16 protein-coding genes are annotated in these 18,393 nt (G+C 35.7%); 8 read left to right on the top strand and 8 right to left on the bottom strand.

Translation table 11 applies throughout. The annotated features are described in order from the left end of the window. Positions 1 to 104 precede the first annotated feature (104 nt). The 3 genes from AACZ49_RS00920 (at position 105) to AACZ49_RS00910 (ending at position 2,732) form a co-directional block, all read left to right on the top strand. On the top strand, positions 105 to 395 hold the full coding sequence (locus AACZ49_RS00920; RefSeq protein WP_027065813.1) for an HU family DNA-binding protein: 291 nt from the start codon (positions 105 to 107) through the stop codon (positions 393 to 395). 255 nt (positions 396 to 650) lie between these two features. Continuing rightward, positions 651 to 2,198, top strand: coding sequence for an Rne/Rng family ribonuclease (locus AACZ49_RS00915; protein WP_339650651.1), 1,548 nt, complete (start codon positions 651 to 653; stop codon positions 2,196 to 2,198). Positions 2,199 to 2,255: 57 nt separating this feature from the next. Continuing rightward, positions 2,256 to 2,732: a regulatory protein RecX gene (locus tag AACZ49_RS00910; RefSeq protein WP_339650649.1), complete on the top strand. Its 477-nt coding sequence runs from the start codon at positions 2,256 to 2,258 to the stop codon at positions 2,730 to 2,732. Between the two features lie 2 nt (positions 2,733 to 2,734). On the opposite strand, the gene AACZ49_RS00905 is transcribed toward AACZ49_RS00910, so the two are convergent. From AACZ49_RS00905 to bioA, 4 genes are all read right to left on the bottom strand, one after another. Continuing rightward, positions 2,735 to 3,607, bottom strand: a complete 873-nt coding sequence (locus AACZ49_RS00905) for a cupin-like domain-containing protein (protein WP_339650646.1) — start codon at positions 3,605 to 3,607, stop codon at positions 2,735 to 2,737. A gap of 78 nt (positions 3,608 to 3,685) precedes the next feature. After that, the gene (gene bioB, locus AACZ49_RS00900; RefSeq protein WP_339650644.1) at positions 3,686 to 4,780 is read right to left on the bottom strand and encodes a biotin synthase BioB; all 1,095 of its coding nucleotides are present in this window, start codon (positions 4,778 to 4,780) and stop codon (positions 3,686 to 3,688) included. Positions 4,781 to 4,892: 112 nt separating this feature from the next. Continuing rightward, the gene (locus AACZ49_RS00895; RefSeq protein ID WP_339650641.1) at positions 4,893 to 6,089 is read right to left on the bottom strand and encodes a beta-ketoacyl synthase N-terminal-like domain-containing protein; all 1,197 of its coding nucleotides are present in this window, start codon (positions 6,087 to 6,089) and stop codon (positions 4,893 to 4,895) included. A 6-nt stretch (positions 6,090 to 6,095) separates the two neighbouring features. Next, positions 6,096 to 7,370, bottom strand: a complete 1,275-nt coding sequence (gene bioA / locus AACZ49_RS00890) for an adenosylmethionine--8-amino-7-oxononanoate transaminase (RefSeq protein ID WP_339650639.1) — start codon at positions 7,368 to 7,370, stop codon at positions 6,096 to 6,098. A gap of 63 nt (positions 7,371 to 7,433) precedes the next feature. Here bioA and AACZ49_RS00885 point away from each other — a divergent pair, with 63 nt between their 5' ends. Beyond that, entirely contained in the window at positions 7,434 to 8,924 is a 1,491-nt protein-coding gene (locus tag AACZ49_RS00885) for a glycosyltransferase family 39 protein (RefSeq protein ID WP_339650636.1), read from the top strand. Here AACZ49_RS00885 and bioD read toward each other — a convergent pair. The 3 genes from bioD to AACZ49_RS00870 are packed head-to-tail and all read right to left on the bottom strand — an operon-like array spanning position 8,910 to position 11,075. Further along, positions 8,910 to 9,527 (bottom strand): dethiobiotin synthase, encoded by a 618-nt coding sequence (gene bioD / locus AACZ49_RS00880; RefSeq protein WP_339650634.1) that lies wholly within the window; start codon positions 9,525 to 9,527, stop codon positions 8,910 to 8,912. The genes AACZ49_RS00885 and bioD overlap by 15 nt on opposite strands. A gap of 6 nt (positions 9,528 to 9,533) precedes the next feature. Beyond that, entirely contained in the window at positions 9,534 to 9,917 is a 384-nt protein-coding gene (locus AACZ49_RS00875; RefSeq protein ID WP_339650632.1) for a DUF2007 domain-containing protein, read from the bottom strand. A 6-nt stretch (positions 9,918 to 9,923) separates the two neighbouring features. Then, positions 9,924 to 11,075, bottom strand: coding sequence for an aminotransferase class I/II-fold pyridoxal phosphate-dependent enzyme (locus AACZ49_RS00870; RefSeq protein ID WP_339650630.1), 1,152 nt, complete (start codon positions 11,073 to 11,075; stop codon positions 9,924 to 9,926). Positions 11,076 to 11,706: 631 nt separating this feature from the next. Here AACZ49_RS00870 and AACZ49_RS00865 point away from each other — a divergent pair. Together AACZ49_RS00865 and AACZ49_RS00860 are read left to right on the top strand one after the other, a co-directional pair. Then, on the top strand, positions 11,707 to 14,085 hold the full coding sequence (locus AACZ49_RS00865) for a T9SS type B sorting domain-containing protein (protein WP_339650629.1): 2,379 nt from the start codon (positions 11,707 to 11,709) through the stop codon (positions 14,083 to 14,085). A 92-nt stretch (positions 14,086 to 14,177) separates the two neighbouring features. After that, complete coding sequence (locus tag AACZ49_RS00860; protein ID WP_339650626.1) at positions 14,178 to 14,540, top strand: hypothetical protein; 363 nt, start codon at positions 14,178 to 14,180, stop codon at positions 14,538 to 14,540. Between the two features lie 75 nt (positions 14,541 to 14,615). On the opposite strand, the gene ltrA is transcribed toward AACZ49_RS00860, so the two are convergent. Then, complete coding sequence (gene ltrA / locus AACZ49_RS00855) at positions 14,616 to 15,869, bottom strand: group II intron reverse transcriptase/maturase (RefSeq protein ID WP_339650624.1); 1,254 nt, start codon at positions 15,867 to 15,869, stop codon at positions 14,616 to 14,618. Between the two features lie 438 nt (positions 15,870 to 16,307). Here ltrA and AACZ49_RS00850 point away from each other — a divergent pair, with 438 nt between their 5' ends. Then, positions 16,308 to 17,837, top strand: coding sequence for a PDZ domain-containing protein (locus AACZ49_RS00850; RefSeq protein ID WP_339650622.1), 1,530 nt, complete (start codon positions 16,308 to 16,310; stop codon positions 17,835 to 17,837). Continuing rightward, positions 17,838 to 18,371, top strand: coding sequence for a GNAT family N-acetyltransferase (locus AACZ49_RS00845; RefSeq protein ID WP_339650621.1), 534 nt, complete (start codon positions 17,838 to 17,840; stop codon positions 18,369 to 18,371). Positions 18,372 to 18,393: the final 22 nt, after the last annotated feature.

The raw sequence follows: 18,393 nt of genomic DNA, 5'->3' as shown, positions 1-18,393 counted from the left end.
AGTAGCAGTTTATCCACTTAAAATTAACCCATTAGAAAGAAAGATTGAATTTAATTTATATATTTGCAACCCGAAAAAACATACAGAAAATCTAATATTGAAAGATGACGAAAGCGGAAATTGTATCGAAAATCTCAGATAAGCTGGGAATTGAAAAAGGAGATGTACAAGCTACAGTTGAATCCTTTATGGAAGAGGTAAAAACTTCATTGGAAAGTGGTGATAATGTTTACCTTAGAGGTTTTGGCAGTTTTATTATTAAAACTAGAGCTGAAAAAACCGGTAGAAATATTTCCAAGAATACAACCATTAAAATACCCGCTCACAACATTCCAGCATTTAAACCTGCAAAGGTTTTTGTAGAAGGAGTTAAGAGCAACGTACACGTAAAATAATTAATCTTAAAAAAAGAACTTTATGCCAAGCGGTAAAAAAAGAAAGAGACATAAGGTAGCTACACACAAGCGCAAGAAGCGTAGAAGAGCTAACCGACACAAGAAAAAGTAGTTTTATAACTACTTTTTCTTTTTACGTTCATTGACATAGAGATCCATATATTGGATTTCGGCAGGTACAATAGTATCTGTCTATGGTATTGTTTAATCAGTTCGTTCCCTATATTTAGTTGGAACGACTAAAAATATATTCAGGTGAATAGAGAATTAATCGTAAGATCTAGTTCCCAAGCCGTTGACTTTGCCTTGTTAAAGGACGGAAAACTCACTGAACTGCACAAAGAAGAAAGTAGTAATGATTTTTCTGTAGGCGATATTTTTCTCGCCAAAATCAGAAAACCGGTAACCGGTCTCAATGCTGCGTTTGTTAACGTTGGCTATGAAAAAGATGCATTTTTGCATTACCATGACCTTGGTCCTCAATTATCTTCAATGCTCAAGTTCATAAAACAAGTGAGCTCAGGAAAATTAAAGGATTACTCCTTAAAAAACTTTCCAATCGAGACCGATATTGACAAAAATGGTGTAATAACCGATGTCATTAAAGCCAACCAATCCCTATTGGTTCAAATTGTTAAAGAACCTATTTCTACTAAAGGACCAAGGATCAGCTCTGAGCTTTCAATTGCCGGACGTTTTTTGGTAATGGTCCCTTTCTCAGACCGTGTATCTGTATCACAAAAAATAGAGAGCAAAGAAGAGAAAGACAGGCTAAAAAGACTTGTGAGGAGTATTAAACCAAAAGGATTTGGTGTAATTATCAGAACAGTTGCCGAAGGGCAAAAAGTAGCGGAACTGGACAAAGATCTAGAAAACTTGCTGAACAAATGGACAGCAATGTGTAAAAAATTATATCGTGCTCAAACACCATCGAAAGTATTTGTAGAACTCAACAGAGCATCTTCTATTTTAAGAGATGTATTTAATGACAGTTATACAGGTATTCATGTAGATGACGTCACCTTATATAATGAAGTTAAGGAGTACGTGGCCGAAATTGCTCCAGACAAGGAGAATATCGTGAAACACTACGACTCCAACGTACCAATTTTTGAAAAATTTGGAATAGAAAGACAAATTAAAACGTCTTTTGGCCGCACTGCTACCATGAGCAAAGGTGCTTATTTAATAATAGAGCATACCGAAGCACTTCATGTAGTAGATGTTAATAGCGGCAATAGATCCAATAAAGCCAAAAACCAAGAAGATACTGCATTAGAAGTAAATTTATTGGCAGCATCAGAAATTGCAAGGCAATTACGCCTTCGTGATATGGGAGGCATCATTGTAGTAGATTTTATCGACATGGTAAAACCTCAACATAGAAAAAGGCTTTTTGAACATCTAAGGGATGAAATGAAAGACGATCGCGCCAAACACAAAATACTTCCCCCAAGTAAATTTGGTTTGATTCAGATTACCCGACAAAGGGTACGCCCTGAAATGAATATTAAAACAACCGAAGAGGACCCTAATAATGCAGGGAAAGAGGTCGAAGCACCTATTGTTTTAATAGACAAAATTACAGTGGATCTTGAAAAACTCCTTAAAGGGCCAGCAAAGGATAATAGTATAACACTAAATATACATCCTTTTATAGCGGCTTATATTACAAAAGGATTTCCATCCTTAAGAACTAAATGGTTCTTGGAATACAAAAGATGGATCAAAATACAACCACGTGATGCGTATACGTATCTTGAATACCGTTTTAAGAACAAAGACGGTAAAACAATATATTAAGTAAAAAAAGCGACTTCCTAACGGAGTCGCTTTTTTTGTTTAGTACTTTTGAAAAGTATGAAGTACAAAACCAAAGGCTACACCATTCAAGAAGCCACAAAAAAAATTGAAAGCTACTGCGCCTATCAAGATCGTTGCCATAAAGAAGTTAATGGCAAACTGAAAGAAATGGGCATGATTCCACTAGCTATTGACAGTATAATCGGTCAACTAATTGAAGATAGATTTTTAAACGAAGAACGCTTTGCCAAGAGTTTTGCCAGAGGTAAATTCAATATAAAAAAGTGGGGAAAAAATAGAATAGTCAAGGAACTAAAATTTAGAAATATTTCTAAATACAACATAACCATCGCCTTAAAAGAAATAGACCCTCATGAATATTCAACCACTTTAGACTCCTTAGCTATAAAAAGATTAGGGCAAATATCTGACACAAATATTCAAAAGAGGAGAAAAAAACTAGCCGATTATCTAATGTATAGAGGGTGGGAAAGTCACTTGGTTTATGAAAAATTACAGGAACTCATAAAATAAAATTATCTTTTAACCAAAGCCTCAAGACTTTTATTCGTTCTAGAAATGGCCTTTTTATTCTTCAAATCTATCCAATTTTGACCTTTCAATCTACGCATGAGTACGTCGTAATAACGCATAATCAATATATTATAGGAGGCTTTAGCTAAATTTTTGGGGTTTTGCGCCATAGCACGAAGGCTCATTGAAAACCCAGGAGATCTATACTTCATGTAGTGCCAATAACCTTCTGGCATATATAAAACTTCACCATGTGAAAGTGTTGTTTTAAATCCTGAAGCTTTTTCTAATGCTGGCCATTTTTCATAATCGGGATTTGAAAAATCTATACTTTCATGTGTAATTAATGAATGTGGTACTTTATAGAGATTTTTTGATTCCGATTGCGGGAATAGAACAATTTCCTTTTCTCCATCAAAATGAAAATGAAATATGTTAGCCAAATCAATATCATAATGCATGAAAGTGTACGAATCTTTACCGCCAAAGAACAACATTGGTAGTCCTTTAAGCAGTTTCAATCCGAAATCCGGAAAAGTATAGTCTTTCTGCAACTCAGGAACCTCCTTTAAAATATTCCAAAGAAAAATTCGATACTTAGTAGGCTCCCTTTTTAATAAATCGACATAATCAGCCATCTTCATTTTAGCATGTGGCTCGTTAAAACCATCTTTATGCTGAACTGGTCTATTATCATATAATGGTACGGTAATGTCTCCCGCTACATTTTTCATATAAGACAGATTCCATTTGTCAAAAGCTGGCCAATCTTCAATAGCCCGTTGTATTACTACAGGCTTTTGAAGCTTAAAATAGTTCTTGATAAAATCTTCCTTGGTAATATTATTTACCCTCGGAATTTCTGCTAACTTCAATTACACATGGTTTTTTTAGGGAAACCAAAGGTAATTAACGAATAGAAAAGATTTTCTTAAAAATGTATAAATGTAATACTAGTTACTAATTTTGGCCTTTTGCTTAGCAGTTTCATTTCGCTCGATAGAATGACCTGGTCTAGACCATTTTGGCTTCTCACCCATTGCCTGTAATTGCGAATCTGTTGCTTCCACTGTTTTTGGCTGAGATACTTTTGTAAATGGTTTTTGCGGATTTAAGCCCAACATTTTAAACATTGCCATGTCTTCATTGACATCAGGGTTTGGTGTGGTCAATAATTTATCACCTGCAAAAATTGAATTGGCACCAGCGAAGAAGCATATAGCCTGCCCTTCTCTACTCATTTGGGTACGACCTGCAGACAACCTCACTTGAGTCTCTGGCATAACAATTCTTGTGGTTGCCACCATACGTATCATCTCCCAAATAGATATAGGCTCTATATCTTCCATTGGCGTTCCTTCAACTGCAACCAGTGCATTAATAGGTACAGATTCTGGTTGCGGATTTAAAGAAGTCAATGCAACTAGCATCCCTGCTCTATCTTCTAATGCCTCTCCCATACCAATAATACCACCGCTACAAACGGTAACATTACTTTTACGAACATTCTCTATAGTATCTAAACGATCTTCAAAGGCACGCGTAGAAATAACATCTTTATAATAATCTTCTGAAGTATCTAAATTATGGTTGTAGGCGTAAAGTCCGGCTTCAGCCAAACGCTTTGCCTGATTTTCGGTAATCATACCTAATGTACAACATACTTCCATATCTAATTTATTAATGGTACGCACCATTTCTAGAACCTGGTCGAACTCAGGGCCATCTTTTACATTTCTCCAAGCAGCACCCATACAAACTCTTGAGCTTCCCGATGCTTTCGCTCGTAGTGCTTGAGCCTTAACTTGAGAAACGGCCATAAGGTCATTACCTTTAATATCGGTATGATAACGAGCTGCCTGAGGGCAATAGCCACAATCTTCAGGACAACCGCCTGTCTTTATCGAAAGTAAGGTAGAAACTTGAACCGTATTGGGGTCATGATTCTTTCTATGCACAGTTGCAGCCTCATAAAGAAGCTCCATTAAAGGCGTATTATATATTTCTAGAATTTCCTCTTTTGACCAATTATGTCTTGCTTCGCTCATATAATCTTAGGTTGTTACCAGAGTTCAAAAATAACTGAATTAGAATAGAAAATATAATTGCTGGGTTTTAAAATATTAAGATTACCAAAAACTAATTCTTACACCAATAACCTTAATTGAACCTACATAATAAAATACTAACGGCATTACCACCAAAACCTACCGCATTTATCATTACATATTTGATTTCTCGCTCCGTTGGTTTTTGACTCAAAAATGGCACAGAAATCATTTTGTCGTATTGAAGCATTAGCACCCCCATCTCTATGTTTAGCATACCAGAAGTTGCGAATGTGTGACCTAATTTCCATTTATTGGTTGTTAACAAAGGGTGTTTGCTGCCAAAAACTTTTTTAATAGCATTGTATTCTGATAAATCGCCTTTAATAGTTCCTGGGGCATGCAGCACTATAACATCGACCTCAGAGGGATCTAAATCACCCAAGGCCATTTTCATGGATTTTTGAAAACAAAGGCCATTTGCCGATATAGATGTATTGTGTTTTAAAATTTCAGTTGCATAGCCTACTCCGTTAATTGTAGCCAAAGCATTTTTCACTACTCCTTTTTCTATACACGCTACCGATGCCCCTTCGCCTAGTACCATACTATTACTCTCCTTTTCTAAATTCAATGCTTGGCAAGGGTAACTTCGACTACGCTCTACAACCGACGAAAAATTCGACTCGGGTGCTTTTGCGTAAATCTTCAATGCCTTCATTTGGGCAATCGTAAAATCGGTTAAAGGCGCTTCACTTGCGCCTACCAAAAACCTATTGGCCATACCACTATTAATCCAAGCAACACCATTTAGCACAGAGTGTAGACCTGTAGAACAAGTAATCGAATGGGAAATTTCAGGACCCGTAGCTCCTAAGTCATGTGACACCCATGAAGAAATATTTCCTAAAGTAGTTGTTGGTGAACTTAATGTAGATGCTAGGCCAGTTTCTAAAAACTCTGAATGGTATTGTTCAAATAATTTTGTAGCCCCTCTAGAAGAACCTAAATTTATTCCAAATTCAGCATCCCTTTTCCATCCAGAATCTCTTACAGCTAATCTTGAAGCTACCATTGCATATAAAACACTATCGTCTAATTTCCTATACTTGGCATCTGATGCTCGAAGTTTCTCTACAAGAATTCTTCCCGATTTAGACAATGGTGCGACCCAAGCCTTTTCACCATTTGTATCAACCAATGAAAAGCAATGTTCTTTATTTTGATAGGATCGCCAAGTTTCTTCTAATATGCTACCTAAAGGTGAGAGGGATGCTATAGCTGTTATGGATATTTTCTCTTTCAACATCGTAATCTAAAAAGTTTCTAGTGCCGCTATAATGGTTTTGTAAATCTTTTGAAGTTGTGAATTTGTAATTACATAAGGTGGAAGCACGTAAATTGTATTACCAAGCGGTCTTAATAAAACCCCTCTCGCTACAAAGAATTCATATAAATCATCACGTAAATTACCATAACGCTCCATTTGTTTGCTTAAGTCTATGGCCAGTATGACCCCCTTTACCCTTACATTACCAACTTTTTCATGATTTTCGATTCTTGTAGCAAAAGATATATGGGCACTTTCTATATATTTTCTTCTTTCTATAATTTCAGGTGAATTCAAAAGCTCAATACCCGCTAACGCAGCTACACAACCAATAGGGTGTGCACTAAATGTATGTGCATGAAAGAACCCTTTATGTACCTCATCACTTAAAAATCGATTAAAAACTACTTGCGAACAACTCGTAATACTTAAAGGAAACATACCTGCCGTAAGTGCTTTACTTAAACAAATAATATCAGGTTTATTCTCCAAATAATCTGAAGCAAAGTTCTTTCCTGTTTTACCGAAACCGGTCATTATCTCATCTGCAATACTTAGCACATTATTTTTTTGACATATATCAATTAACTCATCAAGACCTTTGGTCGAATGAAATCTCATACCAGCCGCACCTTGCACTAATGGCTCAAAAACAAAAGCTGCACATTTGTTTTTCTTTAAAATATGGGTCAATAAATTTTTAACCTCATCTATATTATCATCTTGTGGTGTAGGTATTCGCACAACCTTCAAAAGAAAATCTTCAAAAGGGCCATTGTATGATGAAAGTCCTGATGCGCTCATAGCACCAAACGTATCACCATGAAATCCATCCTCAAATGCTATAAGGGTATCTCTTAATTCACCTTTGTTATGATAAAATTGTAATGCCATTTTTATCGCCGCTTCGATAGCCGTAGAACCATTATCGTTGAAAAATATCTTTGCCTGATTTTCTGGTAAAATCTCCATCAATTTTTCAGATAATTCAATTGCTGGTTCGTGTGTTAAACCGCTGAACATCACAAAATCCAACTTATTCATTTGCTTGGTCATTGCCGAAACAATATACTTGTTAGAATGGCCATACATTACCGTGTACCAAGAAGCTATACCATCAATATATTCTTTACCATCTTCATCAAATAACAGTGCATCTTTCGCCCTTACAATAGCCAATTGCCGTTTATTCAACTTATGTTGGGTTAGCGGATGCCATAAATGTTTTTTATCTCGAGTAGATAGATTTTCCACGGTCATAGAATTTATAATTCGTCATTTTATCTATCTTGCAAAGATCGGGAAATAAACCGCAACAAAGAGATGCCCACAGAAAGAAACAAAAAAGCATTTTTATATTTTTCCGAAGTCAAGAATAGCTTGGTATTCCTATTCTTTTTTATAATTACCTTTTTTATTCGCTTTCCCTTTTTCTTTAGAGATTATATTGACCGAGATGAGAGTACTTTTATTCTTTTAGGCCAATCGTGGGCAGATGGCTTTCTACCATACACCCAATTATGGGATTTAAAACCGCCACTAACATTTGCCTTTTTTGCCGCAATTATATCTGTTTTCGGTAAAAGCTTTATTGCCATTCGATTAGCAGGCGTTTTTTTAGTGGTCATTACTTCTTACTACACCTATAAGATTGCATTATCTGTTCTATCTAAAAAAGCCTCAATAATAGTAGGTGTGCTTTGCATTTTTCTTTTAAGTCTATTCGGCAGTCTACAAGGTGTAATGTCTGAACATATTTGTATTGCCTTTTTTATACCTGCCCTTTATTTTTTACAAAGTAAAAAGACATTAGGTTATACTTTTCTAGCTGGCTTATTAATGGGAGCTACAGTAATGGTTAAACTGAATATGGCTTTTCCTATATTCTTTGTTGGGCTTTATCTTATTTACGAAGCATTTTTCGCTAAAAAGCATATTAACTTGCTTCATGTACTATTATTCGGAACGGGTGTTTTAGCTGTAATTTTCGCTACAATTCTACCTTATTATCTTTCTGACCAGGCCATTGTTTGGTGGGAATCTGTTATATTGGCTCCATTAGAATACACAGAGGCTAGAAGGTATTCTATTTTTAAACTAGCCCCCATATTCGTCATTACAATTCTTTTTCTTTTTTATGCTTATAAAAGCAATAGTCTTAATTTTAAGAATAGAACGGTACAAATAGTATTAGTGGCTATTATCGGTGTATTAATGTCATTCGTAAAAGGAGGAAGAATTAATGGACATTACCTCATACAATTACACCCTATGCTATTGATTTTGGTTGCAATTGTAACTCAAAAACCGACCACAGATTTTAAGCTTAAAGCACCAAAATATATACTGCTCATAGTTTTATTAATACCTGCGGAAAGTTATCTGGAATACGCCAACATTATAAAGAATAACTATGAACGCAAGACCTTCTTTAACGGGGAAGGATTTTCTGTACCTTCTTTTATTAAAAACAATAATTTAGAAACCAAAAACATCTTGTTCTTCGAATACCATATCGGGTATTGGAATTTAGACACCTTACCCCCAACCATTGCTTCGACCCACCCTAGTAACATTTGCAGAGATGAACTTTTTACATTCTTTGACAACCCTAGAAAAAACTCTTTAGAAGAATTGAAATTTATCATGGAAGAGTTACGGCCTAAAACGGTTGTCATACGAAAAGGCAGACGAATTTTGGACAAAAAAGAAATTGAGGAAAATGAATATATTGACGCGTATTTAGCCAAACATTATAACAATTTCGCTACTGTTGAAAATGCAGAGATTCTACAGCGTCTAGAGCGACCTTAATACACCTTCAAATTTATCGGCATATTTTTTAATTACCTCTTTATCAAATTTCTCCTCTTCATCTATTCTACCCAAAAGTGATACTCCGGTTTTATGAAGAATAATATTTTCTGACTGCGAATTTGCTTCTCCACTAAACAAAACAGAAACATCGTAGCCTTTATTTTGCAACCAATTTATGGTCAATAAAGAATGATTAATACTACCTAAATAATTTCTTGAAACCACAACAACTTTATAATCTGGCATAATAATATCGAATAAGGTATCTTCCTCATTTAAAGGCACCAAAATTCCGCCAGAGCCTTCTATAATTAAATTGTTATCCGTTTCAGGTTCATTGATATGAAATCTATCAATTCGAATACCATCGATTTCCGCAGCAGCATGCGGACTCATGGGAGATGTTAACTCATAACTACAAGGATGAAACTTGGACTTACTATTCGAGATTAGACCTTTAACCCTATCGGTATCTGAATTATCCAAATCTCCTGCTTGAACAGGTTTCCAATAATCTGCCTGTAAAGCTTCAGTAAAAATGGCCGAAGCAATAGTTTTTCCTACACTAGTTGAAATTCCGGTTACAAATATCTTCTGCATTCTGTTTTACTTTGAGTTAGTGATCATACCACAATTTAGGCACTTATATTTTCTTTTTTCAAAAAATGGGAAAAGTTTATAAAATACTCCTTTCCTGTTATAATAAGCTTCTGATTTTTGAGCTTTACAATTTGGACAAACTATGGGTACCCCATCATTATCTATGGCATAGGCTCTAATTTCATTATATATTGCTACTGCTCTCTCTTTATCTTTTGAGTATACCTGTAATTTAACCCCTCCAATAGCATTACTGATTATGGGGTCTGAATTCAAGGTGTTTTCATCTTTAAGAAATACAGGTATACCTTCAGATTCAAGTTTTCCTTTCACAATCTGTACGTCGGCAACATATTCAAATGTGGCAAGTTGATAAAATGTATCCTCCATAATGGCTTAAAGATAACCAGAAAGCAACTTTAAAACCAAACCAATTTCTTCTTTAGAATTATAACTATGAAGACAAAAACGCAAACGCTCCTGACCTGCTGTAACGGTAGGGGCAAGAATAGGTTTAACATAAAAACCATCATCTTTTAATTTATCAGAAATCGACTTCACTTTGTCAACACCTGGAAGCACACAAGATTGTATGGCCGACCTACTTGGAATAAAATATGGTTCTAATTTAAATTTCCTTATTTGTTCCCTAAAGTAAACAAGTCTTTCAGTAAGCTGTATTCGTTCTTCTCTACCATCGGCATTCAAAAATTCATAGGAAGCTAATATACTTGCAACAGCATGTGGTGAAAGTCCTGTAGAGTAAATAAAACTCCTCGCAAAATTGAGCAGATATTGCATCAATTCTACACCCCCTAAAATGGCAGCACCGTGGACACCCATAGCTTTACCAAAGGTAATAATCCGCGCAAAAATAGAAGCCTGTAATCCTAATTCCTGTACTAATCCTTCCCCATTATTTCCTAAAACACCCAATGCGTGAGCCTCATCCACCACCAAATGAAAACCATTACCCTTACAAAATTGAGCAAATGCTATTAGATCCGGAGTATTACCATCCATAGAAAAAACAGACTCGGTAACCACATATACCTCAGTGTTTCCTTTAATAGAAGTGTCAATTTTAAGTGATGTCAATACCCTTTTTAAATCCTCTAAATCGTTATGCCTGTAATTATAACCTTTGGCATGCCCCATGCTAATACCGTCTCGAATACTTGCATGAATGAGCTCATCATAAAATACAAAATCACCCCGCTGTGGCACAGCACTAAAAAACCCAATATTTGCATCGTACCCAGAATTAAAGACTAGAGCAGCTTCTGTTTGGTGAAAATTCGCCAATAAATCTTCCAAAACTGAGTATAATTTATGGTTACCACTGATTAGTCTAGAACCAGTAGCACCGTTCTGACTTATATTTTCACGTAGCACCAATTGAAATATTTTGGAAAACAAGGTTTCGTTTTTCGCAAACCCTAAATAATCGTTTGATGAAAAATCGACAAGATTGTTCGATAGGCTTAATGATCGTAGCTTATTTTCCTTTGTTCTTGTTTCTATTTTACAAGATAGCTTTTTTGGCATATGGGTCATACATTCAAATTTAATAGCTTTATACAGATAAACTAAAAAGAAAAATTAATTTTTAAATTTAAAAATTATTAATAAGTCAAAAGCCCATAAATTTTGTGATAAAATCTTACAACACCAATTATTTATACTATTGATAATACTATACACCCCAAAGGTAAGGCAGGTTAAAGGTAATTTTTAGTTCATCAATAGTCCAATTTTTAGGGGTTATATATTTGGTCTGGTGGTACTTTTTCTATTTCGGCATGCCTTCTTTGATGATTTAAAATCTACATACTCTTTTGCCATTTGATAAAGGCCAAGGTCAACATTGAGGTATAAAACTATTGAAGAATTTGAAATCGAAATGTTCAATCAAGTAGTGGCAGTATGACGTATAATTCTTTTCTAAATACCCACTTTTTAGTTGAAACCCCAGTATTTTTTCTATACTAAATAAACTTCATAGAATTATTTATTAGCTCTAGGGATTCTATAAAAATAGAAAAGTATTGGTTCCTTTATTCCCTTCAAACAGTAATTTCATCAGGAAAATCCAACACTTTAATGATTTTTACTACTTAGGGTTAGTATAAAATACTCATAAATTTTATATTCACAACCAGAATACCGAAAAAAATACATGAAAAAACTTGGCTGCCTACTTATCTATTTCTCATTTTCATTTTCATTTTCCCAAGAGGCAAATGATTGTGTAAATGCAATTGTAGTATGTGGCAACACAAATATCTTAAGTAACATTTCTGGGTTTGGTATTCAAGAATTGGATGAAGAATCCAACTCTTGTAGCGCTGAAGAGGCAAATAGTTTATGGTTAAGTATAAGAATCGCTACTGGTGGTTCCCTGGCCTTTAATCTTAGCCCAGTTAATGTAGGTATTGAGGTCGATTACGATTTTTATATTTTTGGCCCAAACAATGATTGCGGTAATTTCGACGACCCTATAAGATGTTCAACAACCAACCCTTTACAAGCAAATCTGGATAATAATTTTACTGGCCTAAGAGATTCTGAAACAGACCAGAATGAAGGCCCCGGAGAATTTGGTAATAGCTATGTCTCTTCAATACCAGTTGACACAGGCGAACAATATTATATTCTAATTAATCGCCCTGAAGGCAACGGTGGATTTAATCTTGAATGGACAGGAAGCGCAAAATTTTTTCCGCTTCCAAATGTGAACGAACCAATGGACTTGATTATTTGTCCCAACCAAGATAACTTACTATTAGACCTTACAAATCAAGAATCTGCAATTACCAATAGTACTAGTGTTGCCATATCCTATTTCACAAATTATGAAGATGCTTTTGCCAATGAAAATTCTATTATTAACCCAACACAATTTGCCTTTAATGGCAATTTCACCCCTATTTTTATAAGAGTGACCAATCCAAATGATTGTTTTGAGGTTGTTACTTTCTCTATTTCAACTTTAGAATTCATCAATACTCCTAATATAGATTATGTACAATGCGACGGTAATAGAGATAATTTAGGTGAATTCTCTATTGTTGATATCATAACCGATATCGAAAATAGTCTTGAAGATTCAAATAATTTCCAAGTTTTGCTTTATATGAATGAAAGCAATGCCATAGCTAATAGCAACCCATTAATAGAACCCATAATTACTGTTCCCACTTCCAATGTATATGCACGGATTAGCTTGGTTAATACAACAGAGTGTTTTATAACTTTTCCTATATTCTTAGAGGTTACCACTCCAGAGTATCCTGCTACATTAAATTTGATACAATGTGACACAGAACAGGAAAACTCAATAGATGGTTTAACATCTGTTGATTTAGAACAGGCATTCCCATTTACTTCTGATTCAAAAATTTTATTCTATGAAACATATGCCCAAAGAGATAGTGACATTCCTATTGAGAACCCAAACGATTATTTGGTGACAACAACTTTCAATACAGTCATATTTTATAAAATATTAAGCGACAATTGCGAAAGTCTGGGAGAATTAACAATCTCAGTAAATGCAACAACTACAAATTTAAATACATTAAATTCAATACAAGCGTGCGATGAAAATAGTGAGGATGAAATCTTAGAAAGTACTTTTGACTTGGAGAGTATTAAGCAAACAAATTTTTCAGGATTGAAAATAAGCTTTTATGACACCTTACAGAATGCTGAGTTAGAACAAAATTCACTACACGGAAACTATAGAACTAACTCAACTAACATCTTTGCCCGTATTGAAAATAATCAATGTGTAATAATTAAAGAAATTAAACTAATAGTAAATCCATTTCCGAAGTTGTCAATAAAAAAAAATTATTACTTATGTACAGACGGGGAACCAATAACCATCGAAGCACCCATAGGTTTTAATAGATATAAATGGTTTGAATTAGATCTTGGTCAAATTGTCGAAATAGGTGACGAGCAACAAATAATTATACCCACTACAGGAAATTATAGATTAGAAGTTGGATACAAATCCGACAATAATACTAACCTTATAAACTGTTCAACAAGCGACGATTTTATTGTTTCACCTTCAAACCGAGCTACCTTCCAAGACATTGAAATCTTGGAATCTTTCAATGATTCTTCGATTATTATAAACGTTTTCGGTGAGGGTGATTATGAATATTCAATAGATGGGGTAACTTATCAAGACCAACCCAGATTCGATTCAATTGAAAATGGTTTTTATTCTGTTTTCGTAAGAGATAAAAATGGTTGTGGTATATCTGAAGATGATTTCGCTATTGTAGGATTTCCAAAATTTTTTAGCCCCAATGGTGATGGTGCCAACGATGTATGGCAAATCATTAAGACCAAAGCTAATTTACAAGACAAAATAATACACATTTTTGATAGGTATGGCAAACTAATCAAACAATTAAATACTAACGAAATGGGTTGGGATGGTACATATAACGGAAAAATTCTTCCTTCGTCTGAATATTGGTTCAGTATGATGCTTGATAACGGAAAAGAATTTAAGAGCCATTTTTCACTTATACGATGATAAATTTTCTATTTTAAAACACTTTTGACTCTTTTAAAAGAATCCCAAACCATAGTAAGAATTGGTATCTTAGTTGTCAAACCAAATGAACTATGAAGTACTTTTCTTTATACATTTTTATTACCGTTTACACTTTAGGTTTTTCCCAAACCAATACCTATGAGATTTCCTTTGCTAATGCCGTGCATCATGAAGCTCAGGTTACGGCAACCTTTCCAAATATAATTGCAGATTCACTGGTTGTTCAGATGAGTAGAACTTCGCCAGGACGCTATGCATTACATGAGTTTGCCAAAAATATCTATTATTTCAAAGCAACCGACAGTAAAGGAAATAACCTGACCATAACTAGACCAAACCCATATTCTTGGGTAATTACCGGACATGATGGCACAGTGAATATTTCATACAATTTATTTGCCAGTCGAGTAGGTAAAGGGGAGTCTCACCCCTAAACCTCTCTCAGAACCGTACGTGAACCTCTCGATTCATACGGCTCTTGTTATGCAGTCAGTAAAAGTCTAAATAGCTTAGACCAGTTTGTAGCCCAATTCCCAATGGTAGAAAAGGTTTGGATATGAATTCGTAATAAACCTGAGCCATTTTACAGCTTTGATCTTGCTTCCCTTGAAGCTTTTGTACTTGTTCAATATCCACCTGATCAAACGGTGGTGTAGGTAATAGAACACAGGTTGTAAGCTCCTACGACTTATCTTTCCGTAATACTGTACCCAACCACGAATCTTTGGGTTCAGCAGATTTGCCAAATCCTGTATCCCGCGTTGGGTCTTGTTTTGGAAAGCAAGTTTACGGAGTTCTCCCGTGATTCGAGCTTTCGACTTTCGGCTCATTTTACAATCGAACTGAAGGAAGCTTCCGCCCTTTTTCAACCTGAACCTTAACGGCTGAAAGCTGAATCCCAAGAAATCGAACTGCACGGGGTACCCTTTGAGGTCTCTACCATCCTTCTTACAGTAGACTATTTTGGTCTTTTCAGGATGTGCGGTCAGACCGCACTCCGTCAGACGTCCTTTTAGTACTGTAAGTGTCCGGGCAGCTTCCTCATGGCTCCTACAATGGATAATCAGGTCATCTGCATAGCGCACCATCTTTACCAATGGATAGTATTTCTCCAACCATTTGTCCACACAGTAATGCATATATAGATTGGACAGCAATGGGCTGATTACACCTCCTTGAGGTGTTCCTTTGCCCGTGGACATTTTGACCGTTCCATCTTCTAGTATTACTGGAGCTTCCAGCCACCGTTTGATGTAGAGCAATACCCACTTCTCCGAAACATGGCGTTCCAAAGCTTTCAACAGAAGGCCATGGTCTACATTCCCGAAGAATTCCTGTATGTCCAAATCTATCACCCAGCTGTAGTGTCGTACATTTTGGCGTACTTTCTCAATGGCCGTGTGTGCATTCCTGTTCGGGCGGTATCCATAAGAATTATCTGAAAATATGGGTTCCAATCTAGGTTCAAGGTACTGCTTTACCACTTGTTGTGCTATCCTATCACCTACGGTGGGTATTCCCAATGGACGGGTCTTACCGCCTGCCTTGGGAATGTTGACCCTCCTTACTGCAGGTGCAAAATAACTTCCCGATGCCAGTCTGTTCCACAACTTGTACAGTTCATTTGAACGTACACTATCGAAATCCGATAGGCTTTGATGGTCTATCCCAGCACTTCCTCCGTTACTTTTCACCTTCTTGTAGGATTCCCAGACCATCTCCTTGGTTATGGGAACCGACTTTGTTTGTTCTTTAAAAATCATCCTTACAATTTTAAGTTGTTCTTAAATCTAAACCGCATAACTGAAGTCCTTCGCTCCACTCCCATTACAGGAGCTTCACCACTACTACAACTTCATCCGCCACCTATATGCTCATCAGTAATCAGCTTACAGGTATTTCCTGCTTGCGTTTTCCTTTTGGCATAGCATATAGGCTTCCTGTGGTTCCACAATAAAGCCTGGATAGAAGTCATGCCTCCTTTATGACGGTTGCCGCATAGACAGTAATTAGGATTCCTCTATACTTATCCCCGGTTCCTCGATATAAACCGGGTTTTGACAACTACTGGTCATTTCGTCACTTCATCGGAAGGTTCGCTTTCGCTCATCTCTTCTATCCGTACCTGACTATTTAAATAGCCTTTTCTTCTATCGCTTCACACACCGTTGTTACCGCAAGTGCATCATAGAAGTGGTTTGATGAGTTTTCCTAAAAACCCTCATCGGAGGACCTACCTCCATCTTTATTATAGCTTACACAGCACACATCGAGGTGATGGTACGTACACACAAATAGATGAAACTCATGCACATCTAAATATACCGGCTACATTCATTTATGCTCCTACCCTACATGAACGACAAATTGAAGTGAGTTTTACCATAAGAGAAGATTTAAACTGGAAAGTTGCCACCCAACTACCCCATTTAAAGGATAATACTTATAGCGCCCTAGACCTGTATTATTTTATGGATAGCCCTACAGAACTAAGTGATCATAAGGTTAGGGAATTCAATATTGACAATCAAACCGTAAAACTTGCTCTTCATGACCCAGGAACTGAGGAAGATGCAGATGCCTATTTTGAAAAGGTTAAAAAAGTAGTAATCGCTGAAAAGGAAGTTTTTGGAGCACTACCCACTTTTGATTATGGCTCGTATACTTTTTTAGCTTGCTACACACCAAATGCCTCCGGTGATGGTATGGAGCATAGAAACTCTACCATATTAACCAGCACCAGAACTTTGGCAAACGGGGGTATGGAAGGAAATATAGGAACAGTCTCCCATGAGTTTTTTCATAGTTGGAATGTTGAACGTATTCGACCAAAAACATTAGAGCCCTTTAATTTCGAAGAAGCCAATATGAGTGGAGAACTTTGGTTTGCAGAGGGCTTTACAAGTTACTATACAAACCTTATACTTTGTAGAGCACAGTTAATTTCACCAGAAAAATACGTAGAGGGATTAACAGGTACCTTTAATTATGTTTGGAATTCTCCAGCCAGACAGTTTTTCAATCCTATAGAAATGAGTTTTCAGGCACCTTTTGTAGATGCAGCTACCTCTGTTGACCCAGTAAACCGTGAAAATACCTTTATATCCTATTATTCTTATGGCAGTGTACTTGGGTTAGCATTAGATTTATCTTTAAGAGAGAAAGATTTGAATTTAGATGATTTTATGAAACTGGTTTGGCTTACTTATGGAGAAACAGAAATTCCATATACTATAGAAAATTTAAACAAATCATTGAACTCTTATGCTGGTGAGGAATTTGGGAACAACTTCTTCAATAACTTTATCTACGAAAGCGAAATACCAAGGTATAACGAACTTTTTAAAATTGTTGGGGTTAGTTTGTCTCAGAATAATGAATTGCCCTATTTCGGCGCCACTGTATCTATAACAGATGATTTAAATGGCAAGATTCAAAGTAATACAAAAATTGGTAGTCCGGCATATAAAGCTGGTCTAGATAAAGACGATGTTATTATTGCAATACATGGAAAACCATTTCCGAGCGGAATTCAATTTGATGTGTTCATTAAAGAATTTAAACCCAAAGACAAACTATCGATATCATTTTTAAGAGACGGTCAAGAAAGAAGTACAGAAGTGATTCTTGAATCAGACCCAAGTTTTTCTATTTATTTAGAAGAAAAAGAAGGAATAAAACCTTCCAAAAAGATTTTAAAAGCACGAAAAGATTGGTTAAAAACTGAATAAATGAAAATCCATTATACCACAGCTAAAACAACGGATGAATTAGAACGAATTCTATCATTACAAAAAATGAATTTAAAATCTGCTGTCTCTAGCGATGAAATGGAACAAGAGGGTTTCGTTACTGTTCATCATGATCTAGATTTACTTACCAGAATGAATGATGCTTGTCCACACATTATAGCTAAAGACAATGACCTAGTAGTTGGCTATGCACTTTCAATGACACAAGACTTTAAATACGAAATTTCTGTTTTGAGACCAATGTTTACAGAGCTTGAAGAAAATAAAATTCAAAACTATATAACCATGGGGCAAATTTGTGTAGCAAAGACACATAGAAAACAAGGCATATTTAGAGGCCTATACGAAGCAATGAAGAAAGCTTCTTACCCAACTTACGATGCAATTATTACTGAAGTTGATGCCACTAATAGACGCTCTTTAGGGGCACATTATGCAGTTGGTTTTGAGAAAATTTGCACGTACCATAGCTTAGGCCAAGACTGGGAATTAATCTCTTTAAAAACGTCTTAAACAATTTATTTTATTATTGTTT

Source organism: uncultured Maribacter sp., from assembly GCF_963975365.1.
Taxonomy (GTDB): Bacteria; Bacteroidota; Bacteroidia; order Flavobacteriales; family Flavobacteriaceae; genus Maribacter.
Note: the sequence above shows the minus strand (reverse complement) of the source record. Positions and strands in the feature narration are given on the sequence as shown.